Genomic DNA, 24,927 nt, shown 5'->3' with positions numbered 1-24,927 from the left:
TCTGTAAATCCGAAATATGTGTTAGAATGTAAGTTTTTGAAAGAAAGAATAAAATTATGGAAGAAGAAAGGAGGGATTTTGCTGGATTTTGAAAAGCTTCTTTTTTTATTGACAAGGAAAGTGTAGAATAAAATTGGTAAGGATATCATTAGATTCCTTTCGACAGAAATCGAGGGGCAGATGCAGATGTTCAAATCATTAAGAATGAAACTATTTATGATCTTCTTTTTTGTGACCTTTTTGCCATTAATTTTTATTGCATATATTACATTTCAATCACAAAAAGAAGATATCGAAAACCAACATGAACAGTTGCTATATGCTTTAGGTGAAAGTGCAGCTGTAAGTTTAGATGACTTCATCCAAGAACGTTTTAAAGACGTGAGAATGTTAACTAATAATCCAATTATTTCAAATCAAGAGTCAAGCATAGATGAAATACAAGATGAGTTAATAAGATTCGTTAGTTTAAATGATTTATATTTTGGAGCTATTCTTATCGATGAAAGTGGAACAGTTGCGGTTGATGTAGACAATACGGTTGTCGGGTCAGACATGTCCGAAAGAGTGTGGGTTCAAGAAACATTTGAGGGCGGTGATGTCTATTTATCTGATATTTATATGTCTGATGTCATTAATAGACCGATACTTATTTTAGCTGGTTCCGTAAAAGATGAAAATGGCGATATTTTTGCGATTGTTTCTCCGTCCTTTAACTTAACTGAATTATGGGATCGGGTTGACATGTTTACGCGCCAGCAACAAAGCATTGGTCTAGAAGGACATGCATTTTTAGTCAATGGCAACGGAGATATTATCGCACATCCACAAAATGATATTATTCTGCGTTTAAATTATTTCGAGAACAATCAATTGACTGCTGAACGCTTTGAATATATGGTTCGAAATCGCCTCGTTTATCATAATGAAGAAGTAGAACAGTTACAATATTTTGTACAGCTTGATAAAACGAGTAATTTCGATAATGATTGGTATGTTGGAATTTCCGTTCCTTATAGCAACATAGAAGAACCATTGAATCAGTTGATTAATAAATATTTACTTTTGTTTAGTTGTGTCTTAATTATAGTTGTGATTGCTGTTTTTAAGCTGTCCAATTATATTGTCAAGCCATTACAAAAGTTAGTGTTTGCAACTTCTGATTTTGCTTTTGGAAAGATGGTATATCCTTTGTCGACAAACTCGTATCACGAGGTTGATACGTTGACGAGAACATTTAATATGATGACAAGGCGATTATTAGAAAGAGAAAAAAGCCATCAAAAATCATCACTTATATTAGAGACGACTAATAATGGTATTTTAGCGTTTCAAAAAGACAGTCGTTTAATCACAACATTTAATCGTACATGTGAAGAGTTGTTCGGGGTGAAAAAAGAAGCAGTGATTGGGTTGAGAATAGATGACTTAATCAAACATAATGATGCTTTTTCTAAATTTGTTGAATGTGCTAAATTAAATGATGTCGTTGAAAAGAAAAAATTTAATAGTCGTTATGAGTTCCTTTGTCATTATAAAGAGGAATCACGTTATTTCTTTATGAGTGTTCAGCCACTTCCTAGTTTAAATAATCAGGATGAGTTTGAAGGGGTATTGCTTGTTTTTAACGATGTTACGGACAAACGTGAAATGGAAAATGAGCTAAATCGTTCAGAAAAACTGCAAATGGTAGGTCAGTTAGCGGCTGGTTTTGCTCATGAAATTAGAAATCCATTAACAACGATTCGAGGTTTCATTCAACTATTTGGTCGTTCAAATAAAATATCAGATGAACATCGTGATCACTACGGTGTAATTTTGAAGGAAATTGATCGTGTAAATGAAATAATAAGTGAATTGTTAAATATGGCTAATCCAAATTCTGTCATGGTTAAGGAAGAAACGGACGTTAATGAAGTAATCAAGGGGATTCACTTCCTTTATCAAACGGAAGTGGAATGGCGCAGAGGTCAGTTTACACTTGAACTGGAGAAGTTACCACTTGTTGTAATCGAACGGAACAAACTTCACCAAGTTTTGATGAATTTAGTGAAAAATTCATTGGAGGCCATATCGGTTGATGGTCATTTGATAATTAAAACTTATTCGCTTCCTGAGGAGAAAAAAATCTTCATAAAAGTCATTGATAATGGCGAAGGGATGGATGAAAGAACACTCGAGAAATTAGGAACACCATTCTTTACAACAAAAGAATCAGGTACTGGATTAGGTATCATTACATGCTTCCGCTTAATTGAGGAATTAAAAGGAACAATAGAAATCGAAAGTGAAAAAAATGAAGGAACAACTTTCACAATCCAATTGCCAGTTGAGGAATAAGGGTGAGGTGAGAAGAACGCTATCCACTTCCGTTCCAATAAAGATAATGAAAGCCGGTGACATTTTACTCGTTGTAAAATGTCACCGGCTTTTCCTATCAGAGGAGGTTTTTGTCCTAGCCTCTTACTGGTGTTCTGTTTACTTAATCAGAGTCCTTTAAAGATTCTAAGCGATGAAATACTTTGGATAAGAGTTTCTCGTGACCACTTTCTTTTGGTTCATAGTACTTTTTCTTTTTAAGGAGGTCTGGCAAGTATTGTTGGTTGACCCATGAGTTTGGATAATCATGAGGATATTTATAACCAATCCCTTTGCCTAATGCTCCAGCTCCTTTGTAGTGGTTGTCTTGTAAATGGGCTGGAATTTCACCAATTTGTCCTTCGCGGACATCGGCAATCGCGGCATCTAATGCGGTGTAGGCACTATTTGACTTTGGTGATAAACATTGTTCCACGACGACATTGGCAAGAGGGATTCTTGCCTCTGGTAAACCAAGTCGTTCAACCGCAACAACCGCATTAACAGTGTGGACAGCTACTTCTGGGGCAGCTAAAGAAATATCTTCATATGCAATGACAATTAAGCGACGACATATCGCTTTTAAATCGCCCCCTTCAATTAGACGAGCTAAATAATGAAGAGCCGCTGAAACGTCGCTACCACGGATCGATTTTTGCAAGCTCGATAATAAATTATAATAAATATCACTTTGTTTATCGTGAGTGAAGCCTTTGTTTTCAATACATTCTTTTACGGTTTGTTGTTCAATGGTTATCGTTTCACTTTCATCTTTTTCAGAGGCTTTAATGACTTCCTCTAAAACAGTTAAGGCAGAGCGGGCATCACCATTAATAGATTTGGAGAGTACTGTTAATGTATCATCGGATATCGCGATTTGCGATTTACCAAGTCCTCGTTCTTCATCTTTTAAAGCTCGGGTGATGAGGGCTCTTATATCTGATGGGGTTAATGGTTTCAGTTCTTTAATTTGTCCACAACGACTTCTTATCGCCGGATTTACTTCATGAAAGGGGTTTTCAGTCGTCGCTCCAATTAAAGTAATTAAACCTCTTTCAACATGCGGCAATAAATAATCTTGTTGGGCCTTATTAAAACGGTGAACTTCGTCTATAAATAGAATTAAATTCCCTTCTGCTTTTGCATGTTGGACCGCTTCTTCAATGTCTTTTTTTCCAGCAGTTGTTGCATTAATGGCTTGAAATGGTTTTTGGACGGTCCCAGCAATTGCTTTAGCTATCGATGTTTTGCCAACACCTGGAGGTCCATATAAAAGCATTGAAGGCACATAACCATTTTTAATCATTTTATATAGGGCGGTCTTCTTTCCGATGACATGTTGTTGGCCAGTGACTTCATCAATATGGCGTGGTCGCATTCGATAGGAGAGAGGTTCCTCGACTAATGAATCAAATAACATAAGAATACACCTCTTTATTTATAAATAAATCAAGCATACGTTCGCTTAAATCCATTAATTTTAGTGTAGCTTAAAACGGTGAAAATGCCAATCATTTGCAAACTTTTATGCATCTCATACCATTCCGGTTGCTTTTCATGCTATAATTGATAGAATATAATAACGTTTGCATATCAGCAGAAGTGTTTGATGGAAATGAACAATTGGACAGATAACATTGTATGAAATAGTTGCATAGTGGAACAGCTGAATAGATTGGAGAACATGGTTGGTTCATGAAGGTCTTTTTTGACTTATTTTAAATAAATGATAATTTGAGAACGAAAAAAGTTAGAAAGAGGGATTCTAAATGAAAATTTCTACAAAGGGACGTTACGGGCTCACGATCATGATGGCATTGGCGAAAAAGTCTGGTGAGGGTCCGATTTCTTTAAAGTCAATTGCAAAAGAAAATGATTTATCAGAGCATTATTTGGAGCAACTTATTGCCCCATTACGTAACGCAATGCTCGTAAAAAGTGTTAGAGGGGCTTATGGTGGATATATGCTCTCAAAGGATGCAAAAGAGATCACAGCTGGAGATATTATTCGGGTATTAGAAGGTCCAATTAGCCCAGTGGAAGTGATGGAAAATGAAGAGCCAGCGAAACGAGATTTATGGATAAAAATTCGTGATGCAGTTAAAAATGTTCTAGATGAAACAACGTTAGATGATTTGGCTAATTTCGAATCTGATGAAGAACAAGAATATTATATGTTCTACATTTAAACTAAAAAGAACGATCCACAAGTGAGAGGGCATCCCCCTTTCACTTCTTTGTTGATGATCAGAAAAGCGAATGTCGGCGTTTAGGAATGAGGAAAAATAAGACCAACAGAGGAAGTCGCCCTTTGACTTACGGCGGGTGGGCGATTTTTCCCGAAATCCTGCCGACAGTAGCTGGATCAGAAAAGCGAATGTCGGCGTTTAGGAATGAGGAAAAATAAGACCAACAGAGGAAGTCGCCCTTTGACTTACGGCGGGTGGGCGATTTTTCCCGAAATCCTGCCGACAGTAGCTAGATCAGAAAAGCGGAAGGTTATTTGTGTGCTAACAAAGAATGAGGTGTAAAAAATGGAATTAGTATATTTAGATCATGCGGCTACATCGCCTCTTCATCCTCAAGTGATAAAAGAGATGTTTGAAGTCTATGAAGGCAATTTTGGTAACCCTTCTAGTATTCATCAAGTTGGGAGGAAGGCAAGACAAGCAATAGATGATTCGCGTAGAAAAATCGCTTCCTATTTGGGAGTGAAGGAGCATACCTTAATCTTTACGAGCGGTGGTACGGAGGCAGATAATTTGGCAATTATCGGTTATGCTCTTGCCAATTCTACAAAAGGGAAACATATTATTACAACATCAATTGAGCATCACGCTGTCTTACATGCCTGTCAGGAACTTGAAAAGCGTGGGTTTGAAGTGACCTATTTGCCTGTGAATAAAGCAGGGCAAATTTCTGTAGATGAGCTAAAGGCGGCTTTAAGAGATGAGACGATTCTTGTAACTGTGATGTTTGGGAATAATGAGGTTGGTACCGTTCAACCAATTGCGGAGATTTCTCAAATTTTACAAGGACATCAAGCGGTCTTTCATACCGATGCCGTTCAAGCTTGTGGACTAGTTGAGCTCAACATTCCAGAATTAGGTGTTGATTTGCTTTCGATTACGGCTCATAAAATTAATGGTCCAAAAGGAATTGGTTTGCTGTATGTAAGGGATGGCATCACTCTTTTGCCAACTTTATTTGGAGGAGAGCAAGAAAGAAAAAGACGAGCTGGTACAGAGAATGTCGCCGGTGTCGTTGGTTTTGCGAAGGCGATTGAATTGAGTTACGAAAATATGGCAAAAAAAAATGAGCAATATAAGAGCTTTTCACAGCGCTTTTTTGATATTCTAGTGGAGTCTCGTTTAACGTTCTATTACAATGGTCATCAGGAGCAACGTTTACCACATATTTTTAATGTCAGTTTCCCAGGCGTTAATGTGGAATCGATGCTTGTGAACTTAGATATGGAAGGAATATCAGCTTCAAGTGGTTCTGCTTGCACAGCAGGATCGATTGATCCTTCACATGTATTAGTGGCGATGCATCCGGAAGAGCGTGAGCAGTATGCATCGGCTTTACGTTTTAGCTTCGGTCTCAACAATACACTAGAGCAGGTTGAGTATGCAGCTCATAAAACGGTGGAGATTGTCCGTAGACTTAAACAAGATAAACCGTTTATCGAATAAAAATAAAGAAACAATCGATTTGTTTGACCTTCATTCAGACAACTCGGAAATGGTGGTGAATCAATTGAATAAAAGTCCTGAAAACACACGTGTTGTTGTTGGGATGTCAGGAGGAGTTGATTCCTCTGTGACAGCTTTGCTTTTAAAAGAGCAAGGATATGATGTGATTGGCATTTTTATGAAAAACTGGGATGATACAGACGAAACTGGTTTTTGTACAGCGACCGAGGATTACGAAGACGTCATTCGCGTTTGTAACCAGATTGGCATTCCCTATTATGCCGTCAATTTTGAAAAACAATATTGGGATAAGGTGTTTACGTATTTTCTTGAGGAATACAAATCAGGTAGAACGCCAAATCCTGATGTTATGTGTAATAAAGAAATTAAATTTAAAGCCTTTTTAAATCACGCTTTAACATTAGGTGCTGATTATGTGGCAACTGGTCATTATGCTCAAGTAAAGGAAGTGGACGGAGAAGTTCAATTATTACGTGGGGCTGATGACAATAAGGATCAAACATATTTCCTTAATGCGTTGTCACAACAGCAATTATCAAAAGTAATGTTTCCTTTAGGGCATTTACCGAAAAAAGAAGTTCGGGAAATTGCGAAACAAGCAAATCTGGCGACGGCAACGAAAAAAGATAGTACGGGTATTTGTTTTATTGGTGAGCGAAACTTTAAAGAATTTTTATCGGAATTTTTACCTGCTCAACCAGGGGAAATGCAAACCTTTGATGGGGAAGTGAAAGGAAAACATGATGGCTTAATGTATTACACACTCGGCCAACGTCAAGGTTTAGGAATTGGTGGACCAGGTGAGCCTTGGTTTGTCATTGATAAAAATGTAAAAGAAAATATATTATATGTAGGTCAAGGTTACCATCATGATGGTTTATATACTGAAGGTTTAGAAGCGATTGAGATGAATTATATTGCAACTGAACCACGTTTGGAGCCTTTTACATGTACTGCGAAATTCCGTTATCGTCAAACAGATGTCCCTGTAACGGTTTATCCTCAAGCAGATGGTACGGCTAAGGTGCAATTTGATGAGCGCCAAAGAGCGATTACACCAGGACAAGCCGTTGTTCTTTACGAAGGAGAACGCTGCCTTGGTGGCGGAACAATTGATCGCGTAATAAAAAAGTGGGAAAATGCCGAGTAGGCGTTTTCCCTTTTGCTTTTTTTGCTGTAAACTAAAGATAATATCAAGGTCCTCGTGTGTGTTGTGAAAATGGACAAATTTGAAAGGTGAGAACAAAAAATGAACTGGAATGAACAAGGTATTCAAGCGATGAATGAACAAAAGTATGAAGATGCAGCTCAAGCTTTTACAAAAGCGATAGAGGAGGATAAAACGAATCCAACGGGCTATATTAACTTCGGGAATTTACTCGGAGCGGTTGGGGAAATGGAAAAGGCCCTCGTTTTCTTTGATAAAGCGATTGAATACGATGAAAAAGCAGCAACCGCTTATTACGGGGCAGGCACGATTTATTATAAACAAGATCAATTTGAAGAAGCCGTTAAAATGTTCAAACAAGCTTTAGCGAATGGTTTAGAAGAAGGTGATGTCTTTTTTATGCTTGGGATGAGTTATTATCAGCTTGAAAGCTTGCCGTATGCTCAAGCGAATTTGCAACGAGCTGTTGAATTAAATGAAGCGGATGTGGATGCAAGATTTCAATACGGTTTGACATTAGCCCAACTTGAGTTAATTGATGAGGCGATTGATCAATTAGAGCAAGTTGTACAGCGTGATCCTAAACATGCCGATGCGTTCTTTAATTTAGGGGTCGCTTATGCATATAACGAAGAGTTAAATAAAGCTCTCGATCGTTTTAATCAAGCCTTAGAAATCCAACCTACACATGGATTAGCAGCAAATGGGAAGAAAACAATCGAACAAGCGTTAGAGCAAGGGTGAGAATGTGATGAATGAACAGCCAAATGAGCAAGTTCAATCGAATGCGAGCCAAGAAATTGAACAGCCTTATATAAAGGGTGAGGTTGTTCACATCGTTTTTCAAAATGAGGAAAACTACTATACCGTCGCCCTCGTTCGGGTTCGGGCAACGAATGAGGACTACAAGGAAAAGAAAATTACTGTAGTAGGGCTCTTGCCCCAGCTTGAGCCTGGGGAGGTTTATTTTTTTCATGGGCAAATGAGCAAACATCCACGCTTTGGACATCAATATCAAATTGAAAGCTTTCGCCGAGACCTTCCACAAACAAAGAATGGTGTCATTCAATATTTATCAAGTAATCGTTTTCCAGGTATTGGTCAAAAAAGAGCGGAACAAATTGTGGAAACGCTCGGAGAAAAAGCGATTTCTAGAATCATTGAAGATCGTTCAGTCTTAAAGCTCGTGCCAAAATTCCCGCAAGAAAAAGCTGACCAGCTTTATCAACAGTTAATGGATCAACAAGGTGTCGAACAAGTGCTTTTAACATTGTCAAAGTACGGTTTTGGACTGGAGCTTTCAATGAAGGTGTATCAAGCTTATAAAAACCAGGCTTTAGATGTCATTCGGACGAACCCATATCAATTGATTGAAGATGTGGAGGGGATTGGCTTTCGCAAGGCCGATTTACTTGGAGCGGAAATTGGTGTCACAGGAAACCACCCTGATCGGATAAAAGCAGGCTGTCTTTATTTATTGCAGGAGTTATGCATTCAGGATGGTCATATGTTTTTATTTGAAGAAGAGTTCGTCAGGCAAGTGGCTCAACTACTTACGTCTCCAAAAGAAGCCATTACGACCGATGAGGTCAGTCAGCAACTCCTCAAAATGAGTGAAGAGGATTTAGTCGTCATTGAAGAGGAGCGTATTTATTTAAATTCCTTATTTTTTGCGGAAAAAGGGATTGTGTCCAATGTGCGAAGGTTGTTAAGTAGCGAAGTGGCTGAAGAGTTTCCGGAAGCGGAGTTTTTAAAAGAGTTAGGTCAAATTGAAGAGGAATTTAACATTGAATATGCTCCGTCTCAAAAAGAGGCGATTCATACCGCTCTCTCCTCACCGATGATGATCTTAACAGGCGGACCTGGTACAGGGAAAACGACGGTCATCAAAGGGATTGTCGAGATTTATGCGAGGTTACATGGCATTTCCCTTGATGCAAAAGCGTATACGCGAAGTAACCCATTTCCGATTGTGCTTGTTGCCCCAACTGGACGAGCAGCGAAACGAATGAGTGAGGCGACGGAATTACCGGCGACGACGATACACCGTTTACTCGGTTGGAAAGGAAATCACGGTGGATTTGAAAAAGATGAAACTGAGCCGATTCAAGGAGAATTATTAATTGTCGATGAAGTTTCGATGGTGGATAGCTGGATTGCCAATCAGCTTTTAAGGTCGATTCCAAAAACGATGCAAGTTATTTTTGTCGGCGACCAAGACCAATTACCTTCTGTTGGACCTGGTCAGGTGTTGAAGGATTTACTTGATTCAGAAGTCATTCCTACCGTACCTTTAACCGTCATTTATCGTCAAGAAGAAGGTTCATCGATTATAGAACTCGCCCACTCCATTAAGGAAGGTGCGATGCCAGCGAGCTTACCTGAACCGAAAACAGATCGGCGCTTTTTTCCATGTACAACGGATCAAGTAAAAGATGCGGTCTGGCAAATATGCGAAAATGCCAAAAAGAAAGGCTTTACGGCAAAAGAAATTCAAGTTCTTGCTCCGATGTACAAAGGGCCAGCAGGCATTACGGAATTAAATGTCATGCTGCAGGACTTATTCAATCCAAAAACCGAGCAAAAACGGGAAATTAAATTTGGGGAAGTTGCCTATCGTACAGGAGATGTTGTTTTACAACTTGTGAACAATTCAGAGGAAAATGTTTATAATGGGGACCGTGGCGAAGTTGTCGCGATTTTTTATGCGAAGGAAACTGAGGAAAAACAGGATCAAGTTGTTATTTCTTTTGATGGAATTGAAGTCGTTTATTTGAAAAAAGATTTAAATCAAATTACACATGCTTATTGTTGTTCGATTCATAAATCACAAGGTAGTGAATTTCCGATCGTTGTCATGCCCATTGTTCGAAGCTATCATCGAATGCTGCGCCGAAATTTGATTTACACGGGGATTACTCGTGCGAAACAATATTTGCTGCTTTGTGGTGAACTTCCTGCAATCCATTCAGCGATTACAAAAAAGGATGAACAGTTGAGAAATTCCAAATTGAAAGAAAAACTCCAAGAACTTACCTCGGGAATGGAAAAGGTCAACTAACATAATTCAAAACTGACCGAGCAAACTAAAAATGTTCGGAAAGGTGGAGATAACTTTGCGGACATTTTCGACACTTGAAGGTCTTCCGGTTATTGATGTTGGGTCAGGTAATGAGTTTGGAGCTGTGCTCGATCTGATTTGTGATGAAGGGCGCGTATCCAGCATTGTGATTGATAAAAGAGGATGGCTGAATAGACATTATCTTATTCCTATTGAAGAGATTCATTCGATTGGCAATGATGGCATAATGGTGAGCGATTTACAAAAACTCCACCATTATACAGAAGCTGAGAAACACAGGCTTCATTTAAAACATGGCAAAAACCAATTCCGTGGCAAACTGCTATTGAGTGAAGAAGGGGAAAAGCTAGGATTGGTAGAAGATGTATATTTTAATGAGGAATTGGGCACGATTACAGGGTATGAAGTGACAGATGGATTATTATCCGACTTAATTGAAGGACGTAAAGTCATTCGAGGCGGCGGTAAGCTTGTAGTCGGTAAGGAAAAAGCCATCCTGTCTATTTAGAGGGAGGCCCTGTAAATGCGTTGTCCAAATTGCCAAACGAAAGATATCGGAAAAATAGGAACGAATCAATACTACTGCTGGAACTGCTTTGTCGAAATGAGCTTATCAGATGGTAAACTCTCCCTTCACCAAGTAGAAGAGGACGGAACCTTAAGTTCATTAGATGACTTATTTGATGACTCAGATTTACAAGTGGGCTCATAGCTTTTTAGGTGGATGCCACTTAAATGCTAAAAAATCCTAAAGTAAAGGATGTGTGACCCAATGCGTACAACAGCGATTAGCTCCTTAGTTGCAATTGGAATCGGTGCGGCTGCTTACTCAATGACAAGCAGAAGAAATAAAAAAAAGGTACAATCTTTTATGAAACCGATAACCACCTTTGATATGGATAACTTAGTCGACAAAAAAACTTGGAAAAAAACCAAGAAAAAAGTCGCGAAGATGTTTTAGTTTATAGCTATGCCAAACCGATCGGTGTTGATGCCGATCGGTTTTTTACTTTTGGAAGAGCTTAACTTGAATGGATGAAAGACCAAATTAAAAAAACTTTTTCAACGAGAAAGAGGGTACCGATCGCTCCTAGGATGGAGACATCAGCACTTAAACTTAAATCCTATGATAATTTCCTAATAACTGTGACACACTATCATTTGAGGTGAATCAGTTGGAAAAGGAAAGGGTATCAAGTTTCTTACAAAAGGCGATTTTAACACTCGTTTTACTAGCTATTATTTATATTTTTATCACCCTCGCACCAGCGTTTAAGCCTATTTTTGCTGTTGTTAAAGCTTTGCTATTACCTTTTTTACTTGCGGCACTTATTACTTATTTGCTTCATCCGATCGTAGAAGGCTTACATAAATATGGACTATCACGAACGCTTTCGGTGCTTATCGTTTTTTTAGTGCTTATTGCAGTCATTGCTTTTGCTGGCTTTTTAGGTGTTCCTTTTATTATTGAACAAGTCCAAGAAGCACTTCAGTTGCTACCTGAGCAAATGAAGGAGATTCAATCTTATTTGGCTCAGCTAGGAAGTCAATTAGAGAGGCTGCCGGCCCCACTATCTAGCCATGTCGATGAATGGGTCGAACAACTTCAAGCATTAGGAGTAAAAGCACTTGATCAAATAGAAGCAACGGCGATTTCGATTTTAAAGTCTGCTTTATCCCTTGTCGTGATCCCGTTTTTAGTTTTTATTTTCTTAAGGATTATGGTTTAATTCAGAAAACGGTTTGGTATTTAACGCCGAAAAAATACCGTAAATCATTACATCGTTATGCCAAAGATGTCGACCACTCAATTGGGAGTTATATCCGTGGACAAATTCTCGTTTCCATATGTGTGTTTATATTAGCGACGATTGGTTTATGGATTCTAGGTGTTCCATATGCGATTTTGTTAGGGTTATTTATCGGAGCATGTGATATTATTCCGTATTTTGGCCCAATTATTGGAGCGGCACCTGCTATCGTTGTTGCTTTAATGGATTCTATGCAAACTGGGATTCTAGCCATTGTTGTCTTATTTATTATTCAGCAAATTGAAGGCAATATTTTGTCTCCGGTTATTGTCGGACGTACTTTGCATATGCACCCTCTTTTAATTATTTTAGCGTTATTAGTCGGCGTTGAGGTCGGGGGTGTGATTGGATTATTACTAGCGGTCCCAATTTTAGCTGTCATAAAAGTAACATTGCTTCATTTAAGACTTTATGTGATGAAACATTGACAATTTAAAAAACGCTTTCTATAATTGAAGGGCAACTACATAATGATGAAGACGTTGACGGAATGAGTATGCAATTATTTCATAAAAGAGAGGGATTCTCTTAGGCTGAAAAGAATCCTATGAACGATGTTTGCAGAAAGCTAATCCTGAGTGTAGAGAAAACTCTACCGTTAGCCGCGTTAAGGCACTTAAGATATGGACGTTTGGTTGTTCATAATTAGGGTGGTACCGCGTGAGATAATCTCGCCCCTTTGGTTTAGAGGGGTGAGTTTTTTTATTTCTATGATGAAGTTGTTTAGATTACGTTGGTATCGTTAAAGATGATAAATGAAGGGAAAAGGAGAGTTTGAATATGAGAACATTAACCTCTGCACAAGTAAGACAAATGTTTTTAGATTTTTTTAAGGAAAAAGGACATGACATTGAACCAAGTGCATCACTTGTCCCACACGAGGATCCGTCCTTACTTTGGATTAATAGTGGGGTTGCGACTTTAAAGAAGTATTTTGATGGACGTGTGATTCCAGCTAATCCGCGAATTACGAATGCTCAAAAATCGATTCGAACAAATGATATTGAGAATGTCGGGAAAACGGCACGACACCATACTTTTTTTGAAATGCTTGGTAACTTCTCCATTGGTGATTATTTTAAGGAAGAAGCGATTGAGTTGGCATGGGAGTTTTTAACAGATGAAAATTGGATTGGCTTTGATCCGGAGAAATTATCGGTTACGGTCCATCCAGAAGATCATGAGGCCTATGAATATTGGGAAAAGAAAATTAAGGTTCCAGTAGAGCGGATTATTCGTTTGGAAGGGAATTTCTGGGATATCGGAGAAGGTCCAAGTGGTCCGAATACGGAAATTTTCTATGATCGAGGTCCATCTTATGGTGATGACCCGTCTGATCCAGAGCTTTATCCAGGGGGAGAAAATGACCGTTATCTTGAAGTGTGGAACTTAGTATTTTCTCAGTTTAACCATAATCCAGATGGAACTTATACACCACTTCCGAAGAAAAACATTGATACTGGAATGGGACTTGAACGAATGGTTTCAGTCATTCAAGATGTTCCAAACAACTTTGAAACAGACTTATTTATGCCGATTATTCAAGCAACGAGTGAGTTAACTAAGGTGAATTATGGCGATTCAGTTGAGTCAGATGTTTCATTTAAAGTGATTGCGGACCATGTTCGTACGGTTGCTTTTGCGGTTACAGATGGAGCTCTACCATCTAATGAAGGGCGCGGTTATGTACTAAGAAGACTTCTCCGTCGTGCGGTTCGTTATGCGAAATTAATTGGGATTGATCGTCCGTTTATGTATCAACTCGTACCAGTTGTTGGCGAAGTAATGAAAGATTTTTACCCAGAAGTTTTAGAAAAAAGAGACTTTGTTGAAAAAGTCATTAAAACGGAGGAAGAGCGTTTCCATGATACGTTAAATGAAGGGTTATCAATTCTAGAAAAAATTATCGCTGATGCCCAAAAGAACGAGCAACAACAAATTGCAGGGCGTGATGTTTTCCGTCTGTATGATACTTATGGCTTCCCTGTCGATTTAACAGAGGAATATGTTCAAGATAAAGGCTTGGAAATTGACCGTACTGGTTTTGAAGAAGAGATGGAAAAGCAAAGAACACGTGCTCGTTCAGCTCGTCAAGATTCGGGCTCGATGCAAGTTCAAGATGAAATACTAGGTGAGTTAAAAACAGAAAGTACATTTGTTGGATATGAGCAGTTAAAGTTAGAAACTCGAGTAGAAGTTATTCTCGTTAATAAATCTAAAGTTGATTTAGCAAAAACGGGAGAAGAAGCACAAGTTATTTTAGCTCAAACACCATTTTATGCTGAAAGTGGTGGGCAAGTTTCTGATAATGGGATTTTCCGAGCAAATGGGTTACTCGTTTCTGTACTAGATGTAAAAAAAGCTCCAAATGGACAACATCTTCATACTGTAAAAGTAGAAGAAGGGGAATTATCACAAGGACAAATTGTTGAAGCGATTGTGGAGCAAACGGAACGAAACGGGATTGTAAAAAACCATACAGCAACCCATTTATTACACCAAGCACTGAAAGATGTATTAGGAGCACATGTTAATCAAGCAGGTTCCCTCGTGTCAGAGGAAAGATTACGTTTTGACTTTTCGCATTTCGGACAAGTCAAACAAGAGGAACTTCAAAAAGTAGAAGCGATTGTCAATGAAAAGATTTGGGACGCAATCAATGTAAACATTTCAAATAAAAAAATTGATGATGCAAAAGCAATGGGAGCGATGGCTTTATTTGGTGAAAAATATGGCGATATCGTACGTGTTGTACAAATTGGTGATTATAGCCTTGAATTATGTGGTGGTTGTCATGTGAGCAATTCAGCTGAAATTGGCTTATTTAAAATTGTTTCTGAGTCAGGAATCGGAGCAGGGATCAGACGAATTGAAGCTGTGACAGGTAAAGGTGCTTATCAATTTATGAAAGAACAGCTTGATTTACTTCACGAAGCGGCAGAGTTAATAAAAGCGAAAAATGTGAAGGATGTTCCAGCTCGTGTCGAAGCTCTTCAACAACAAATTCGTCAATCTCAACGTGAAAATGAATCACTTGCAGCTAAATTGGGTAACATGGAAGCTGGGAACCTTGTGAATGAAACGGTTGACGTCGATGGTGTCCGTGTCTTAGCGAAAAAAGTAGAAGCTGGTGATATGGACGGTTTACGCTCTATTGTCGATCAATTGAAACAAGACTTACAATCAGGTATTATTGTTCTTGCTGCTGTAAATGGAGAAAAAGTAAATATCGTTGCTGGGGTTACAAAAGATTTAATGGCAAAAGGATTCCATGCTGGAAAGATTGTAAAAGAAGTAGCAACACGCTGTGGCGGTGGCGGTGGTGGTCGTCCAGACATGGCTCAAGCAGGTGGAAAAAAACCTGAACAAGTAGATGCAGCGATAGCATATGTAACAGATTACGTAAAATCAATTTCCTAATTTAATGGAGATGGTGTACAATGGATATAAACAAGCTATTTGTATACACTGTTTAATTATACAAATGGTTATTGAAGAAAGAGGTGTTTGTGATGAGCTCTATGGACAAAACGATGCAATTTAATTTTCCTGATGATTCCGTTGATGTTGATGTCCAAGAGGTTTTGCTTTCAGTGTATGAGGCCTTAGAGGAAAAGGGATATAATCCAATTAATCAAATTGTTGGTTATTTGTTATCTGGTGACCCTGCTTACATTCCACGTCATAAAGAAGCGCGTACACTTATCCGCAAGCTTGAAAGAGATGAATTGATTGAACAGCTAGTAAAATCATATTTATCACAACATCGTAAGGAGATTGGATGAGAACGTTAGGACTAGATGTAGGAACAAAAACCATCGGTGTCGCATTAAGTGATGAATTAGGCTGGACTGCTCAAGGACTTGTCACTTTGAAACGCTCAGAAGATGATTTACAATCTGATATCAAGAGCGTTTCAGAGCTTGTACAAGAGCATGAAGTCACGGCGATTGTAGTTGGTTTGCCAAAGAACATGAATGGAACGATTGGCCCAAGTGGCGAAATGTGCCAAGCATTTGCTAAACAACTTGAAAACGAGATTGAAGGAATTCAAGTCAAACTATGGGACGAGCGATTGACAACAGTTGCAGCAGAGCGTATGTTAATTACAGCTGATGTTAGCCGTAAAAAAAGAAAACAAGTAATTGATAAAATGGCCGCTGTCCTTATTTTACAGGGTTATCTTGATCATAAATAATAAAGAGGTGTAAGCATGACAGAAGAAAAAGATCGCATTGTCATTCCTGATGAGAATGGTGACGAACATTTATTTGATGAGTTATTTAAATTTACAGTTGACGAAACGAACCAATCATATATTCTTGTGACTCCTGTTGGAGAAGAAGCAGAAGATGAAGAAGTGGAAGTTTTTGCATTCCGTTACGAAGACCGTGACGATGAAGAAAACGACATCGCCCTATTCCCAGTCGAAACAGACGAAGAATGGGAAATCATCGAAGAAATGCTTAACACATTTTCTGAAGAAGCAGAAGAAGAATAAATTACAGTCCAAACTCCTCCGAACGCCGAATGGTGTTGGGAGGAGTTTTTTGCATTTTGCACGGGGTGGTCGGAGCAAGAGCGTTGTTCTTCAGAGTTGACTCGTGAGGGAGTGTAAAAAAGGGAGAGGAAGCTCGTCCACCCGAACATGGCAGGGGATGGTATAAAAAACAAAGCGCAACCTCGTCAAATTAAAAAAGCTAACGATAGAATGTGTGATGCCCACTACATTAACACATCCTAATAATAATATTGCCAACTTTAATCCATTAAAAGGAATAAATCGACAAAATCACTGAAATTACTACTGATTTCTTTTTCGTTTATAGTATAATGGAACGGTGTAAGGAGGAGAACAATGTCTGAATCCAATAAAAAGCCAAAAAATGAACTATTTGAAGAACGGGTGTCACAAGCAAAAATCGTGAGAAGAGTCGTACTTGTGACGGTTCTTGTCTTATTAATTGCTGGGGCTATTGTGGCAATTAGTGGATTTAATTACATAAAGTCAGCTTTAGAACCCATGAATGAGGAAAATCCTGAGAAAATTGAAGTGACGATCCCGATCGGGTCAGGACCGTCAACAATTGGGACGATCTTAGAAGAAGAAGGCTTAGTACAAAATGCGACAGTCTTTCGTTATTATGTTCGTTATAAAAATGAATCAGGATTTCAAGCAGGAACTTATGAATTATCGACGGGTATGACAATGGATGATTTAATCGCAGAGTTAAAAGAAGGTACCGTGATGGTTGATTATGCTTTAAGTTTTACGATTCCTGAAGGTAGATGGTTAGTAGATACAGTTGAGATTATCGCTAATAATACGGATCATTCTACAGATGAAATTTTAGAGGTTGTAGAAAACGAAGAGTATTTAAATTCTTTAATTGACCGTTATGACATGCTTACAGATGAAATTTTGCAGGAAGATATTAAACAGCCATTAGAAGGCTACTTATTTCCGGCACGATATGACTTTACCGATGAAAATCCAGAAATCGAGACCATTATTGAAGAGATGCTTAATCGTACCCAGGCTATTTATGATAATTATATCGAGGAAGTGAACACAAGCGAGTATACTTTCCATGAATTATTAGCCTTGGCTTCTATTATTGAACGTGAAGCCCAGCAATCGGAGGACCGCTATAAAATATCAGGAGTTCTTTATAACCGTCTTGAAACGAATATGCGTCTCCAAGTCGATCCAACGGTTGCTTATGCGATTGGAGAACATTTGTATATTACAACCTTGGCAGATTTAGAGTATGATTCACCATATAATACGTATCGGTATGAAGGTATCCCGATTGGTCCAATTGCCAATCCTGGGCAAGATTCTATTATTGCCTCGATGAGACCAGATGACATTGAAGCCTTTTATTTCTTTGCTCGTGTCAATGGACAAGTATTATATACGAATACGTTCCAAGAACATACTGAAGTAGCTAATAAATATCGTCAAGAATGGTATGATTTCCAAAATGGTCAAAATGATGAAGAGTCTGAGGATGATTCTGAATAAAAATGAGGGGATGTGGATGAAATCATTCACATTCCTTCTGTTTGAATACACTAAGAGAAGGCATAATGGAGAATAAGAGGTGAACATATGATTGATGAAAAAATAGAAGCTTATCTAAAAAAACTTGCTCCCAGACGTGGTGAAAAAATAGAAGCAATCGAAGCTTATGCTCTTGAACATGATGTGCCGATAATGGATTTAGTTGGGATGGAATGTTTGTTACAACAACTCAAATTAGTGCAACCGAAACGAATTCTCGAAATTGGAACGGCTATTGGATATTCAGCGATTCGGATGGCGACTAGTTTGCCTGAAGTAACCGTTGTGACGATTGAACGTGATGAACCGAGATATTTAGAAGCGAAAAAAAATGTCTCAGATTTGGGCCTGACTGAGCGGATTCAGATACATTTTGGAGATGCGTTAGACATATTTGAATCACTTGAACCAGAAGCTGACTTTGATGTATTATTTATTGATGCTGCCAAAGGTCAATATCAGCGTTTTTTTGATTTGTATAGCCAAAAAGTAAGATCAGGTGGTATTATTTTTTCTGATAATGTTTTATTTAGAGGACTCGTGACGGAAGTAGAAGTGGAGAGTAAACGTTTAAGAGGGATGGTTAAGAAGCTGCAGCGATACAATGAATCGCTAATGTTGCATCCAGATTATGATACGAGAATCCTTCCGGTAGGAGATGGGTTAGCGATTAGTATTAAAAAATAAAGAAGGTGTCTGTTTTGAATGAACAAAAAAAACCAGAGCTACTCGTGACGCCAAAAGATTTAGACGCGATTTCTGTTTTAAGTGAAGCAGGAGCCGATGCATTTATAATCGGCGAACAACGTTATGGGTTACGGTTAGCAGGTGAATTTACTCGTGAACAAGTAAAAGAAGCAACCGAAATAGCCCACACATTAGGAAAAAAAATCTATGTGGCGATGAATGCTCTTTTTCATAATGATAAAATTGATGAATTAGCCGATTATGTCCGGTTTTTAGCTGAAACAAAAGTCGATGCGATTGTTTTTGGTGATCCAGCTGTTTTAATGACTGTCCGTTCTGAAGCTCCACAGATGAAGCTCCATTGGAACCCTGAAACGACAGCGACCAATTGGTTTACGGCCAACTATTGGGGGCGTAAAGGGGCCAAAAGAGCGGTTTTAGCAAGAGAACTTAGCATGGATGAAATCATTGAAATGAAAGAAGAGGCAGATGTAGAGTTGGAGGTGCAAGTACACGGAGCTACTTGTATGTTTCAATCAAAACGGACGCTTATTGGTAATTATATGAGTTTTCAAGGAAATAATCTTGCCGTTGAAAGAACGGATCAACATAGAGGATTGATGCTTGCTGATCCAGAGCGAGGCGTCAAATATCCTATTTTTGAAGATGAAAATGGAACCCATATATTAAGTCCACATGATATTTGTATCATCGATGAATTAGAGGAAATGATTGAGGCAAAGGTAGATAGCTTTAAGATAGATGGAATTTTAAAGTCAACCGATTATTTAGTCAAAATAACACAGCTGTATCGTGAAGCGATTGATTTATGCGTTAGTAAGCAAAGTGAATATGGGAAGAAAAAAGAGGAATGGCTTCAATTAATAGAACAAATCCAACCAGAAAATCGGACAATCGATACAGGGTTTTTCTTTAAGGAAACGGTTTACTAGTAGGAGGACTATATGGAAATGATTGCAGAGCGTACAAAAGAAGGCAAAAGAGTGATCGTTAAAAAGCCTGAACTTTTAGCACCTGCTGGTAGTTTAGAAAAGCTAAAAGTGGCGATACATTACGGAGCAGATGCCGTATATATCGGTGGGCAAGAATTTGGATTACGTTCCAATGCGGATAACTTTACGAAGGAAGAAATGCGTGAAGGTGTTGAATTTGCGAAAAGATATGGAGCAAAAGTCTATGTGACAACGAATATTTATGCCCATAATGAAAACATGTCGGGGTTAGAAGAGTACCTAATAGGTTTACAAGAGGTTGGTATTTCTGGTATTATCGTTGCCGACCCTTTAATTATTGAGACATGTAAAAGTGTAGCACCAAAAGTCGAGGTTCATTTAAGTACACAACAATCTTTGAGTAATCATCTCGCTGTAAAGTTCTGGAAGGAAGAGGGTTTACATCGAGTCGTTTTAGCTCGTGAAGTAAGTTTAGATGAAATGCTTGAAATGAAACGAAAAGTTGATATTGAAATTGAGACATTCGTTCATGGGGCCATGTGTATTGCTTATTCAGGTCGTTGTGTGTTAAGTAATCATATGACGGCACGCGATTCAAATCGTGGTGGCTGCTGTCAATCCTGTCGTTGGGAATATGATTTAGTAGAGACGAATGAAAACGGTGAAAAAGCCCTTTATTCAAATGATGATATTCGTTATACGATGAGTCCAAAAGATTTAAACTTGATTCAGTCAATACCAAAACTGATCGAAGCAGGAATTGACAGCTTAAAGGTCGAAGGAAGAATGAAGTCGATCCATTATGTTGCAACGGTTACAAGTGTTTATCGTAAAGTAATTGACGCTTATTGTGCTGACCCCGATCATTTTACGATCGAGAAGTCTTGGCTAGATGAACTCGAAAAATGTGCGAATCGTGACTTTGCCCCACAATTTTTTGAAGGTGTTCCCTCTTACAAGGAACAAATGTATGGGAATCACCCGAAAAGGACAAACTATGATTTTAGTGGACTTGTCCTAGATTATGATGAACACACAAAAATCGTTACCTTACAACAACGAAATTATTTTAAACAAGGGGACGAAGTAGAATTTTTCGGACCAGAAATCGACCATTTCGTTCAAAAAGTGGAAATGATATGGGATGAAAAAGGAAGAGAATTAGATGCGGCCAAACATCCATTACAAATTGTTAAATTTAAGGTGGACAAACCTATTTACCCGCAAAACATGATGAGAAGAGAGGTTCGTTCATGAAGTCAAAACCAATCATCATTGGTGTAGCTGGTGGGACAGGCTCCGGCAAAACAACAGTAGCTAAAGAAATTTCTTGCCAATTTAATGAAAAATCAATTGTATTAATTGAGCAAGATGCATATTATAAAGATCAAAGTCATCTCGATTTTAATGACCGTTTGCAAACGAATTATGATCATCCACTTGCTTTTGATAATGATTTATTACTTGAACATTTATTAAAGCTAGTGAATCGTGAAAGTGTGGATAAACCTGTTTATGATTATGCTAAGCATACCCGTTCAAATGAAACGATTAAGATTGAACCAAAAGATGTCATTATACTTGAAGGTATTTTAATTTTGGAAGATGAACGATTACGTGATATCATGGATATTAAATTATTCGTTGATACAGATGCTGATTTACGAATTATGCGAAGGCTCGTCCGTGATATTAATGAGCGTGGGCGTACGATTGAATCGGTTATCGATCAATATACAGGCGTTGTTCGACCAATGCATTTACAATTTATCGAACCAACGAAACGTTACGCTGATATCATCGTTCCTGAAGGTGGTCAAAATCGAGTCGCCATTGATTTAATGGCAACAAAAATAAGAGCAATTATTGAAGAAAAAGTCATTTTGTAATAGGATAAGAAAAGCGAGGTGGGATAGATTCCAACCTTGCTTCTTTACAAGATGAAAGACGTAAAGAAAGAGTAAAGCGGATTCATAGTTAAAACGATTGGAAAGAAACATTCAAAAAAAGGTTCTAATTAAGAACAGCCTAACTTCGTAATCAATGACGCAGCTCTTCTTTACACTAAGTGGGATAAGAAAATAAAACCTAGTAAGAAAAATAACAACAGTATTTATTTAATGAGGAGTGACACTAATGGCTGAAGAAAAAAAGCATTATATGACAATGGATGGAAAGCGTAAATTAGAAGAGGAATTAGAATATTTAAAAACAGAACGACGTAAAGAAGTGGTTGAACGAATCAAAATCGCACGTAGCTTTGGAGATTTATCGGAGAACTCGGAGTACGATTCAGCAAAAGAAGAGCAGGCATTCGTTGAAGGGCGTATTGCTCAAATTGAAAAAATGATTCGTAACGCTGTTATGATTGAAGATGAAGAGGGCGGAAGTAATGTCGTTTCTTTAGGTAAAACCGTTAAATTTATCGAGCTTCCTGATGGAGAAGAAGAAGTATATACAATCGTTGGTAGTGCAGAGTCCGATCCAGCTGAAGGTAAAATTTCAAACGACTCACCAATGGCAAAAAGTTTATTGGGTCGCTCTGTGAATGATAAAGTGATTGTAAACACTCCTGCTGGCGATATGGAATTAGAAATTTTAGAAATTAGCTAATAGGAATCTTTCCTTCCTTTAAAAATAATTTTAATAACAGGCTAGTAGAATTTTTCTATTGGTCTGTTTTGTTTTGATAATTTTATGCAATATCGTAATAATATTCGACTGCCTTTTTTACTCAAAGTTCGTTATAATATAAAGAAAGCTTGCCGAGAAGCAGGCCATTAGCAGGGACTAGGTCATAGTGGTATTTATACTTTTTAACGATAATATCAGCTGTGCCTTAATGTTCTTACTTATGAATATAGATATAGTTTTAGGAGGAGACGTTGAATGCAAAGATCGAGATCGGATAGCAGGAAGAAACAGCGCTTAAATCAGCTTTTAAATATATCGATAGTTGTAGTGATTGCTTTAATAGGAGTGTTTGCATGGCAAATCTTTAAGCCAACCTCAACAGAAGTAGGGCAAGAAGAATCAGAGCAACAAATTGAATCGGGATTAGAAGAAAGTGAAGAGGGTACAGATCCAAATGAAGAGACAACAACTGACTCAAATGAAGAAAACGGAACAAATGACGATGAGAATGCAACAGAGGAAGAAGATGAAGAGGCAAGAGAAGAGGATGATGAAGATGGTGAGCTTGAACCAGTAGAGGACGGGGAGTGGGAGCCAGTAGGAACGAATCAATCGGGTGCTTACGTCCATGATTTTAATAAAGGGAGCTTAAATTGGCAGGAAAAAGAAAGAGCCCTTCGATATGCAACAGGTTTAAGTGAGGATAATATGACGGTCTGGTTTATTGGAAATGGTGGTAGTTCACACCGCGTCAAAGGAGTTGTATCCGACCGTGAAAATGTCGACCGACCATATGAAATCCTAATGGAATTTGTCGAAGGAGAAGGCTGGCAACCACTGGAGAAAAAACAATTAGACAGCAACCCATACCGTTAAACATTATATGAAAACAGGCTGGTTCATCAGCCCTTAAATAGAAAAAGCCGATGTCTTTTACACGCAGTAAAAGACATCGGCTTTGATTAGTTTTTAAGGGCCTATCACTTATCGAAAAGGTCCCCTATGAAGCTGAAAGCAGTTGAAAAAGATAGGCAAAGGGAATCAAAAGGTGTGAATGAAGCCGGAAGCGAGTGAATAAGGGCCGGAAAGGGAATCAAAGGCTGTCAATGAAGTCCAAAGCCATCGAATCAGAGCCGCAAAGGAAATCAAAAGGCACTGATCGGATATATGAGTGGTGTTGATTGAGTACCGGCTTACGGAAGTCCGCTAGATACGATGAATAATAAGGACTCTAAGTCAAAATCAGCGACGTAATCTCCTTTCAGACATGATTTTTATTAAAAAAATGTGTATACTTGTAAGGAATTAGCCTAATAGGGCTCAATAAAAAATTTGTAAGTGATAAATACAAATACTTTAAAAATAAATAAAGGTGGTAAAGTAAGTGACAATTGGAATTATTGGAGCAATGGAAGAAGAAGTAGAATTATTAAAAAGCAAAATTGACAATCGAGTTGATACAACAATTGCTGGCTGTGAATTTCATCAAGGGACGATGAATGGAAAAGAAGTCGTACTTTTAAAATCGGGGATTGGAAAAGTGAATGCTGCAGTTGGAACGACTTTATTGATTCAGCTGTTTAAACCAAAAGCGATTATTAACACGGGTTCGGCTGGTGGCTTTAACGAGTCCCTAAAGGTTGGAGATATTGTCATTTCAACAGAGGTTCGTTACAATGATGTCGATGCAACGGTTTTCGGTTATGAATTTGGCCAGGTGCCTCAAATGCCGGCTTATTATCAACCAGCTCAAGAATTAGTAACTCTTGCAACTGAAGCTGCTAAGAAGGTCGGTGTTCCTTCAGTACCAGGATTAATTTTATCCGGTGATTCTTTTATGAGCGACCATAACCGTGTTCTTGAGTTAAAGGAGATTTTTAATGAACCAGCTTGTGCAGAAATGGAAGCGGGAGCGATTGCTCAAGTTTGTCATCAATTCGGAACTCCTTTTGTTATTATTCGCTCATTATCTGATATCGCAGGTCAAGAGGCGAAACTTTCTTATGAGCAGTTTTTAGAAAAAGCTTCCGTTCATTCGGCGAAACAAGTTTTGTTAATGATTGAAAGCATCTAATTTTTTTTGGTAAAACTCTCCTCATCTCCCGTCTGTTCCCACTATTTATATGAATCTTTCATGTTAAAATGGGAACTAGATAGGAGGGGAGCCTAATGAATGAAAAAGAATTACAAGAGTTAGAAGGAAAAATAGATGACTATAATCGATTTCGTTTTATTTTACTTTCACTAAGTACGATTTTATTTCTAGGTATTATTGTTCCAGTTGAAGGAAAAGCACCTTGGGTGTCTCCTCTGTTAATTGTTGGAGTTTTTATCATGCTTACTTTTGCTTGCCTCTGTCATTATTTCACTAAAAAAGCAGAATCAGAGCTTTATGACAAATGACATGAAGTGGCTGCATGAAATGATTCA

General features: G+C 38.2%; 23 protein-coding genes, 1 pseudogene and 1 other annotated feature. Of the genes and pseudogenes, 23 read left to right on the top strand and 1 reads right to left on the bottom strand.

Translation table 11 applies throughout. The features are described 5' to 3' along the window. Nucleotides 1-186: 186 nt before the first annotated feature. The gene (locus BALCAV_RS06600; RefSeq protein ID WP_003324539.1) at nt 187-2,340 is read left to right on the top strand and encodes an ATP-binding protein; all 2,154 of its coding nucleotides are present in this window, start codon (nt 187-189) and stop codon (nt 2,338-2,340) included. Between the two features lie 142 nt (nt 2,341-2,482). Here the strand turns inward: BALCAV_RS06600 and BALCAV_RS06595 are convergent, their stop codons facing one another. Then, nucleotides 2,483-3,778 carry a replication-associated recombination protein A gene (locus BALCAV_RS06595; RefSeq protein ID WP_003321472.1) on the bottom strand — a complete coding sequence of 432 codons (1,296 nt, stop codon included), beginning with the start codon at nt 3,776-3,778 and terminating at the stop codon, nt 2,483-2,485. 349 nt (nt 3,779-4,127) lie between these two features. Between BALCAV_RS06595 and cymR the strand changes: the two genes are divergently transcribed. The 22 genes and pseudogenes from cymR to BALCAV_RS06485 all read left to right on the top strand — a co-directional run bounded on the left by cymR (nt 4,128) and on the right by BALCAV_RS06485 (nt 24,900). Beyond that, nucleotides 4,128-4,547: a cysteine metabolism transcriptional regulator CymR gene (gene cymR, locus BALCAV_RS06590; RefSeq protein ID WP_003321473.1), complete on the top strand. Its 420-nt coding sequence runs from the start codon at nt 4,128-4,130 to the stop codon at nt 4,545-4,547. Between the two features lie 345 nt (nt 4,548-4,892). Next, nucleotides 4,893-6,053 carry a cysteine desulfurase family protein gene (locus BALCAV_RS06585; RefSeq protein WP_003321474.1) on the top strand — a complete coding sequence of 387 codons (1,161 nt, stop codon included), beginning with the start codon at nt 4,893-4,895 and terminating at the stop codon, nt 6,051-6,053. A 64-nt stretch (nt 6,054-6,117) separates the two neighbouring features. After that, nucleotides 6,118-7,224 carry a tRNA 2-thiouridine(34) synthase MnmA gene (gene mnmA / locus BALCAV_RS06580; protein WP_235213082.1) on the top strand — a complete coding sequence of 369 codons (1,107 nt, stop codon included), beginning with the start codon at nt 6,118-6,120 and terminating at the stop codon, nt 7,222-7,224. Nucleotides 7,225-7,323: 99 nt separating this feature from the next. Then, complete coding sequence (locus BALCAV_RS06575; RefSeq protein WP_003321476.1) at nt 7,324-7,986, top strand: tetratricopeptide repeat protein; 663 nt, start codon at nt 7,324-7,326, stop codon at nt 7,984-7,986. 7 nt (nt 7,987-7,993) lie between these two features. Next, nucleotides 7,994-10,303 (top strand): SF1B family DNA helicase RecD2, encoded by a 2,310-nt coding sequence (gene recD2, locus BALCAV_RS06570; protein WP_003321478.1) that lies wholly within the window; start codon nt 7,994-7,996, stop codon nt 10,301-10,303. 55 nt (nt 10,304-10,358) lie between these two features. Then, nucleotides 10,359-10,832, top strand: coding sequence for a PRC-barrel domain-containing protein (locus BALCAV_RS06565; protein WP_003321480.1), 474 nt, complete (start codon nt 10,359-10,361; stop codon nt 10,830-10,832). Nucleotides 10,833-10,847: 15 nt separating this feature from the next. Continuing rightward, a complete protein-coding gene (locus tag BALCAV_RS06560; RefSeq protein WP_003321481.1) occupies nt 10,848-11,036 on the top strand; it encodes a hypothetical protein in 189 nt (62 codons plus the stop codon). A 60-nt stretch (nt 11,037-11,096) separates the two neighbouring features. Beyond that, nucleotides 11,097-11,285 carry a DUF3918 family protein gene (locus BALCAV_RS06555; RefSeq protein WP_003321482.1) on the top strand — a complete coding sequence of 63 codons (189 nt, stop codon included), beginning with the start codon at nt 11,097-11,099 and terminating at the stop codon, nt 11,283-11,285. 205 nt (nt 11,286-11,490) lie between these two features. Beyond that, nucleotides 11,491-12,563, top strand: a pseudogene (locus tag BALCAV_RS23410) (AI-2E family transporter). A gap of 45 nt (nt 12,564-12,608) precedes the next feature. Beyond that, nucleotides 12,609-12,817, top strand: a binding site (T-box leader). 98 nt (nt 12,818-12,915) lie between these two features. Beyond that, nucleotides 12,916-15,555 carry an alanine--tRNA ligase gene (gene alaS / locus BALCAV_RS06545; RefSeq protein ID WP_003321484.1) on the top strand — a complete coding sequence of 880 codons (2,640 nt, stop codon included), beginning with the start codon at nt 12,916-12,918 and terminating at the stop codon, nt 15,553-15,555. Nucleotides 15,556-15,647: 92 nt separating this feature from the next. Beyond that, entirely contained in the window at nt 15,648-15,920 is a 273-nt protein-coding gene (locus tag BALCAV_RS06540; protein ID WP_003321485.1) for an IreB family regulatory phosphoprotein, read from the top strand. After that, entirely contained in the window at nt 15,917-16,333 is a 417-nt protein-coding gene (gene ruvX, locus BALCAV_RS06535) for a Holliday junction resolvase RuvX (protein WP_003321486.1), read from the top strand. Before BALCAV_RS06540 ends, ruvX begins: the two co-directional genes overlap by 4 nt. A 15-nt stretch (nt 16,334-16,348) precedes the next feature. Beyond that, on the top strand, nt 16,349-16,636 hold the full coding sequence (locus BALCAV_RS06530) for a DUF1292 domain-containing protein (protein WP_003321487.1): 288 nt from the start codon (nt 16,349-16,351) through the stop codon (nt 16,634-16,636). 357 nt (nt 16,637-16,993) lie between these two features. Next, nucleotides 16,994-18,163, top strand: coding sequence for an endolytic transglycosylase MltG (gene mltG / locus BALCAV_RS06525; protein WP_003321488.1), 1,170 nt, complete (start codon nt 16,994-16,996; stop codon nt 18,161-18,163). Nucleotides 18,164-18,250: 87 nt separating this feature from the next. Beyond that, the gene (locus BALCAV_RS06520; RefSeq protein ID WP_003321489.1) at nt 18,251-18,889 is read left to right on the top strand and encodes an O-methyltransferase; all 639 of its coding nucleotides are present in this window, start codon (nt 18,251-18,253) and stop codon (nt 18,887-18,889) included. Between the two features lie 14 nt (nt 18,890-18,903). Then, nucleotides 18,904-19,842, top strand: a complete 939-nt coding sequence (locus tag BALCAV_RS06515; RefSeq protein WP_003321490.1) for a peptidase U32 family protein — start codon at nt 18,904-18,906, stop codon at nt 19,840-19,842. 12 nt (nt 19,843-19,854) lie between these two features. After that, nucleotides 19,855-21,120 carry a peptidase U32 family protein gene (locus BALCAV_RS06510; RefSeq protein ID WP_003321492.1) on the top strand — a complete coding sequence of 422 codons (1,266 nt, stop codon included), beginning with the start codon at nt 19,855-19,857 and terminating at the stop codon, nt 21,118-21,120. Next, a complete protein-coding gene (gene udk, locus BALCAV_RS06505) occupies nt 21,117-21,752 on the top strand; it encodes a uridine kinase (protein WP_003321493.1) in 636 nt (211 codons plus the stop codon). The genes BALCAV_RS06510 and udk overlap by 4 nt, the downstream gene beginning before the upstream one ends. Before the next feature lie 247 nt (nt 21,753-21,999). Beyond that, nucleotides 22,000-22,476 carry a transcription elongation factor GreA gene (greA, locus tag BALCAV_RS06500; protein WP_003321494.1) on the top strand — a complete coding sequence of 159 codons (477 nt, stop codon included), beginning with the start codon at nt 22,000-22,002 and terminating at the stop codon, nt 22,474-22,476. Between the two features lie 276 nt (nt 22,477-22,752). Then, nucleotides 22,753-23,373, top strand: coding sequence for a YrrS family protein (locus BALCAV_RS06495; RefSeq protein WP_003321495.1), 621 nt, complete (start codon nt 22,753-22,755; stop codon nt 23,371-23,373). 508 nt (nt 23,374-23,881) lie between these two features. Then, on the top strand, nt 23,882-24,571 hold the full coding sequence (gene mtnN, locus BALCAV_RS06490) for a 5'-methylthioadenosine/S-adenosylhomocysteine nucleosidase (RefSeq protein WP_003324012.1): 690 nt from the start codon (nt 23,882-23,884) through the stop codon (nt 24,569-24,571). A gap of 95 nt (nt 24,572-24,666) precedes the next feature. Continuing rightward, nucleotides 24,667-24,900: a YrhC family protein gene (locus BALCAV_RS06485; RefSeq protein WP_003324010.1), complete on the top strand. Its 234-nt coding sequence runs from the start codon at nt 24,667-24,669 to the stop codon at nt 24,898-24,900. Nucleotides 24,901-24,927: the final 27 nt, after the last annotated feature.

The sequence above is a fragment of the Alkalihalobacillus alcalophilus ATCC 27647 = CGMCC 1.3604 genome (assembly GCF_000292245.2).
In the GTDB taxonomy this organism is placed as follows: Bacteria; Bacillota; Bacilli; order Bacillales; family Bacillaceae_D; genus Alkalihalobacillus; species Alkalihalobacillus alcalophilus.
This window is presented reverse-complemented; position numbering and strand designations above follow the sequence as displayed.

What these genes read in the sequence shown, in the direction of transcription:
- BALCAV_RS06560 (WP_003321481.1), top strand. Translation starts at nt 10,848, where the DNA reads ATGCGTTGTCCAAATTGCCAAACGAAAGATATCGGAAAAATAGGAACG.
- BALCAV_RS06575 (WP_003321476.1), top strand. Translation starts at nt 7,324, where the DNA reads ATGAACTGGAATGAACAAGGTATTCAAGCGATGAATGAACAAAAGTAT.
- BALCAV_RS06495 (WP_003321495.1), top strand. Translation starts at nt 22,753, where the DNA reads ATGCAAAGATCGAGATCGGATAGCAGGAAGAAACAGCGCTTAAATCAG.
- mltG (WP_003321488.1), top strand. Translation starts at nt 16,994, where the DNA reads ATGTCTGAATCCAATAAAAAGCCAAAAAATGAACTATTTGAAGAACGG.
- BALCAV_RS06520 (WP_003321489.1), top strand. Translation starts at nt 18,251, where the DNA reads ATGATTGATGAAAAAATAGAAGCTTATCTAAAAAAACTTGCTCCCAGA.
- udk (WP_003321493.1), top strand. Translation starts at nt 21,117, where the DNA reads ATGAAGTCAAAACCAATCATCATTGGTGTAGCTGGTGGGACAGGCTCC.
- BALCAV_RS06555 (WP_003321482.1), top strand. Translation starts at nt 11,097, where the DNA reads ATGCGTACAACAGCGATTAGCTCCTTAGTTGCAATTGGAATCGGTGCG.
- ruvX (WP_003321486.1), top strand. Translation starts at nt 15,917, where the DNA reads ATGAGAACGTTAGGACTAGATGTAGGAACAAAAACCATCGGTGTCGCA.
- BALCAV_RS06585 (WP_003321474.1), top strand. Translation starts at nt 4,893, where the DNA reads ATGGAATTAGTATATTTAGATCATGCGGCTACATCGCCTCTTCATCCT.
- BALCAV_RS06540 (WP_003321485.1), top strand. Translation starts at nt 15,648, where the DNA reads ATGAGCTCTATGGACAAAACGATGCAATTTAATTTTCCTGATGATTCC.
- BALCAV_RS06510 (WP_003321492.1), top strand. Translation starts at nt 19,855, where the DNA reads ATGGAAATGATTGCAGAGCGTACAAAAGAAGGCAAAAGAGTGATCGTT.
- BALCAV_RS06595 (WP_003321472.1), bottom strand. Translation starts at nt 3,778, where the DNA reads ATGTTATTTGATTCATTAGTCGAGGAACCTCTCTCCTATCGAATGCGA.
- alaS (WP_003321484.1), top strand. Translation starts at nt 12,916, where the DNA reads ATGAGAACATTAACCTCTGCACAAGTAAGACAAATGTTTTTAGATTTT.
- recD2 (WP_003321478.1), top strand. Translation starts at nt 7,994, where the DNA reads ATGAATGAACAGCCAAATGAGCAAGTTCAATCGAATGCGAGCCAAGAA.
- BALCAV_RS06530 (WP_003321487.1), top strand. Translation starts at nt 16,349, where the DNA reads ATGACAGAAGAAAAAGATCGCATTGTCATTCCTGATGAGAATGGTGAC.
- greA (WP_003321494.1), top strand. Translation starts at nt 22,000, where the DNA reads ATGGCTGAAGAAAAAAAGCATTATATGACAATGGATGGAAAGCGTAAA.
- BALCAV_RS06600 (WP_003324539.1), top strand. Translation starts at nt 187, where the DNA reads ATGTTCAAATCATTAAGAATGAAACTATTTATGATCTTCTTTTTTGTG.
- cymR (WP_003321473.1), top strand. Translation starts at nt 4,128, where the DNA reads ATGAAAATTTCTACAAAGGGACGTTACGGGCTCACGATCATGATGGCA.
- BALCAV_RS06485 (WP_003324010.1), top strand. Translation starts at nt 24,667, where the DNA reads ATGAATGAAAAAGAATTACAAGAGTTAGAAGGAAAAATAGATGACTAT.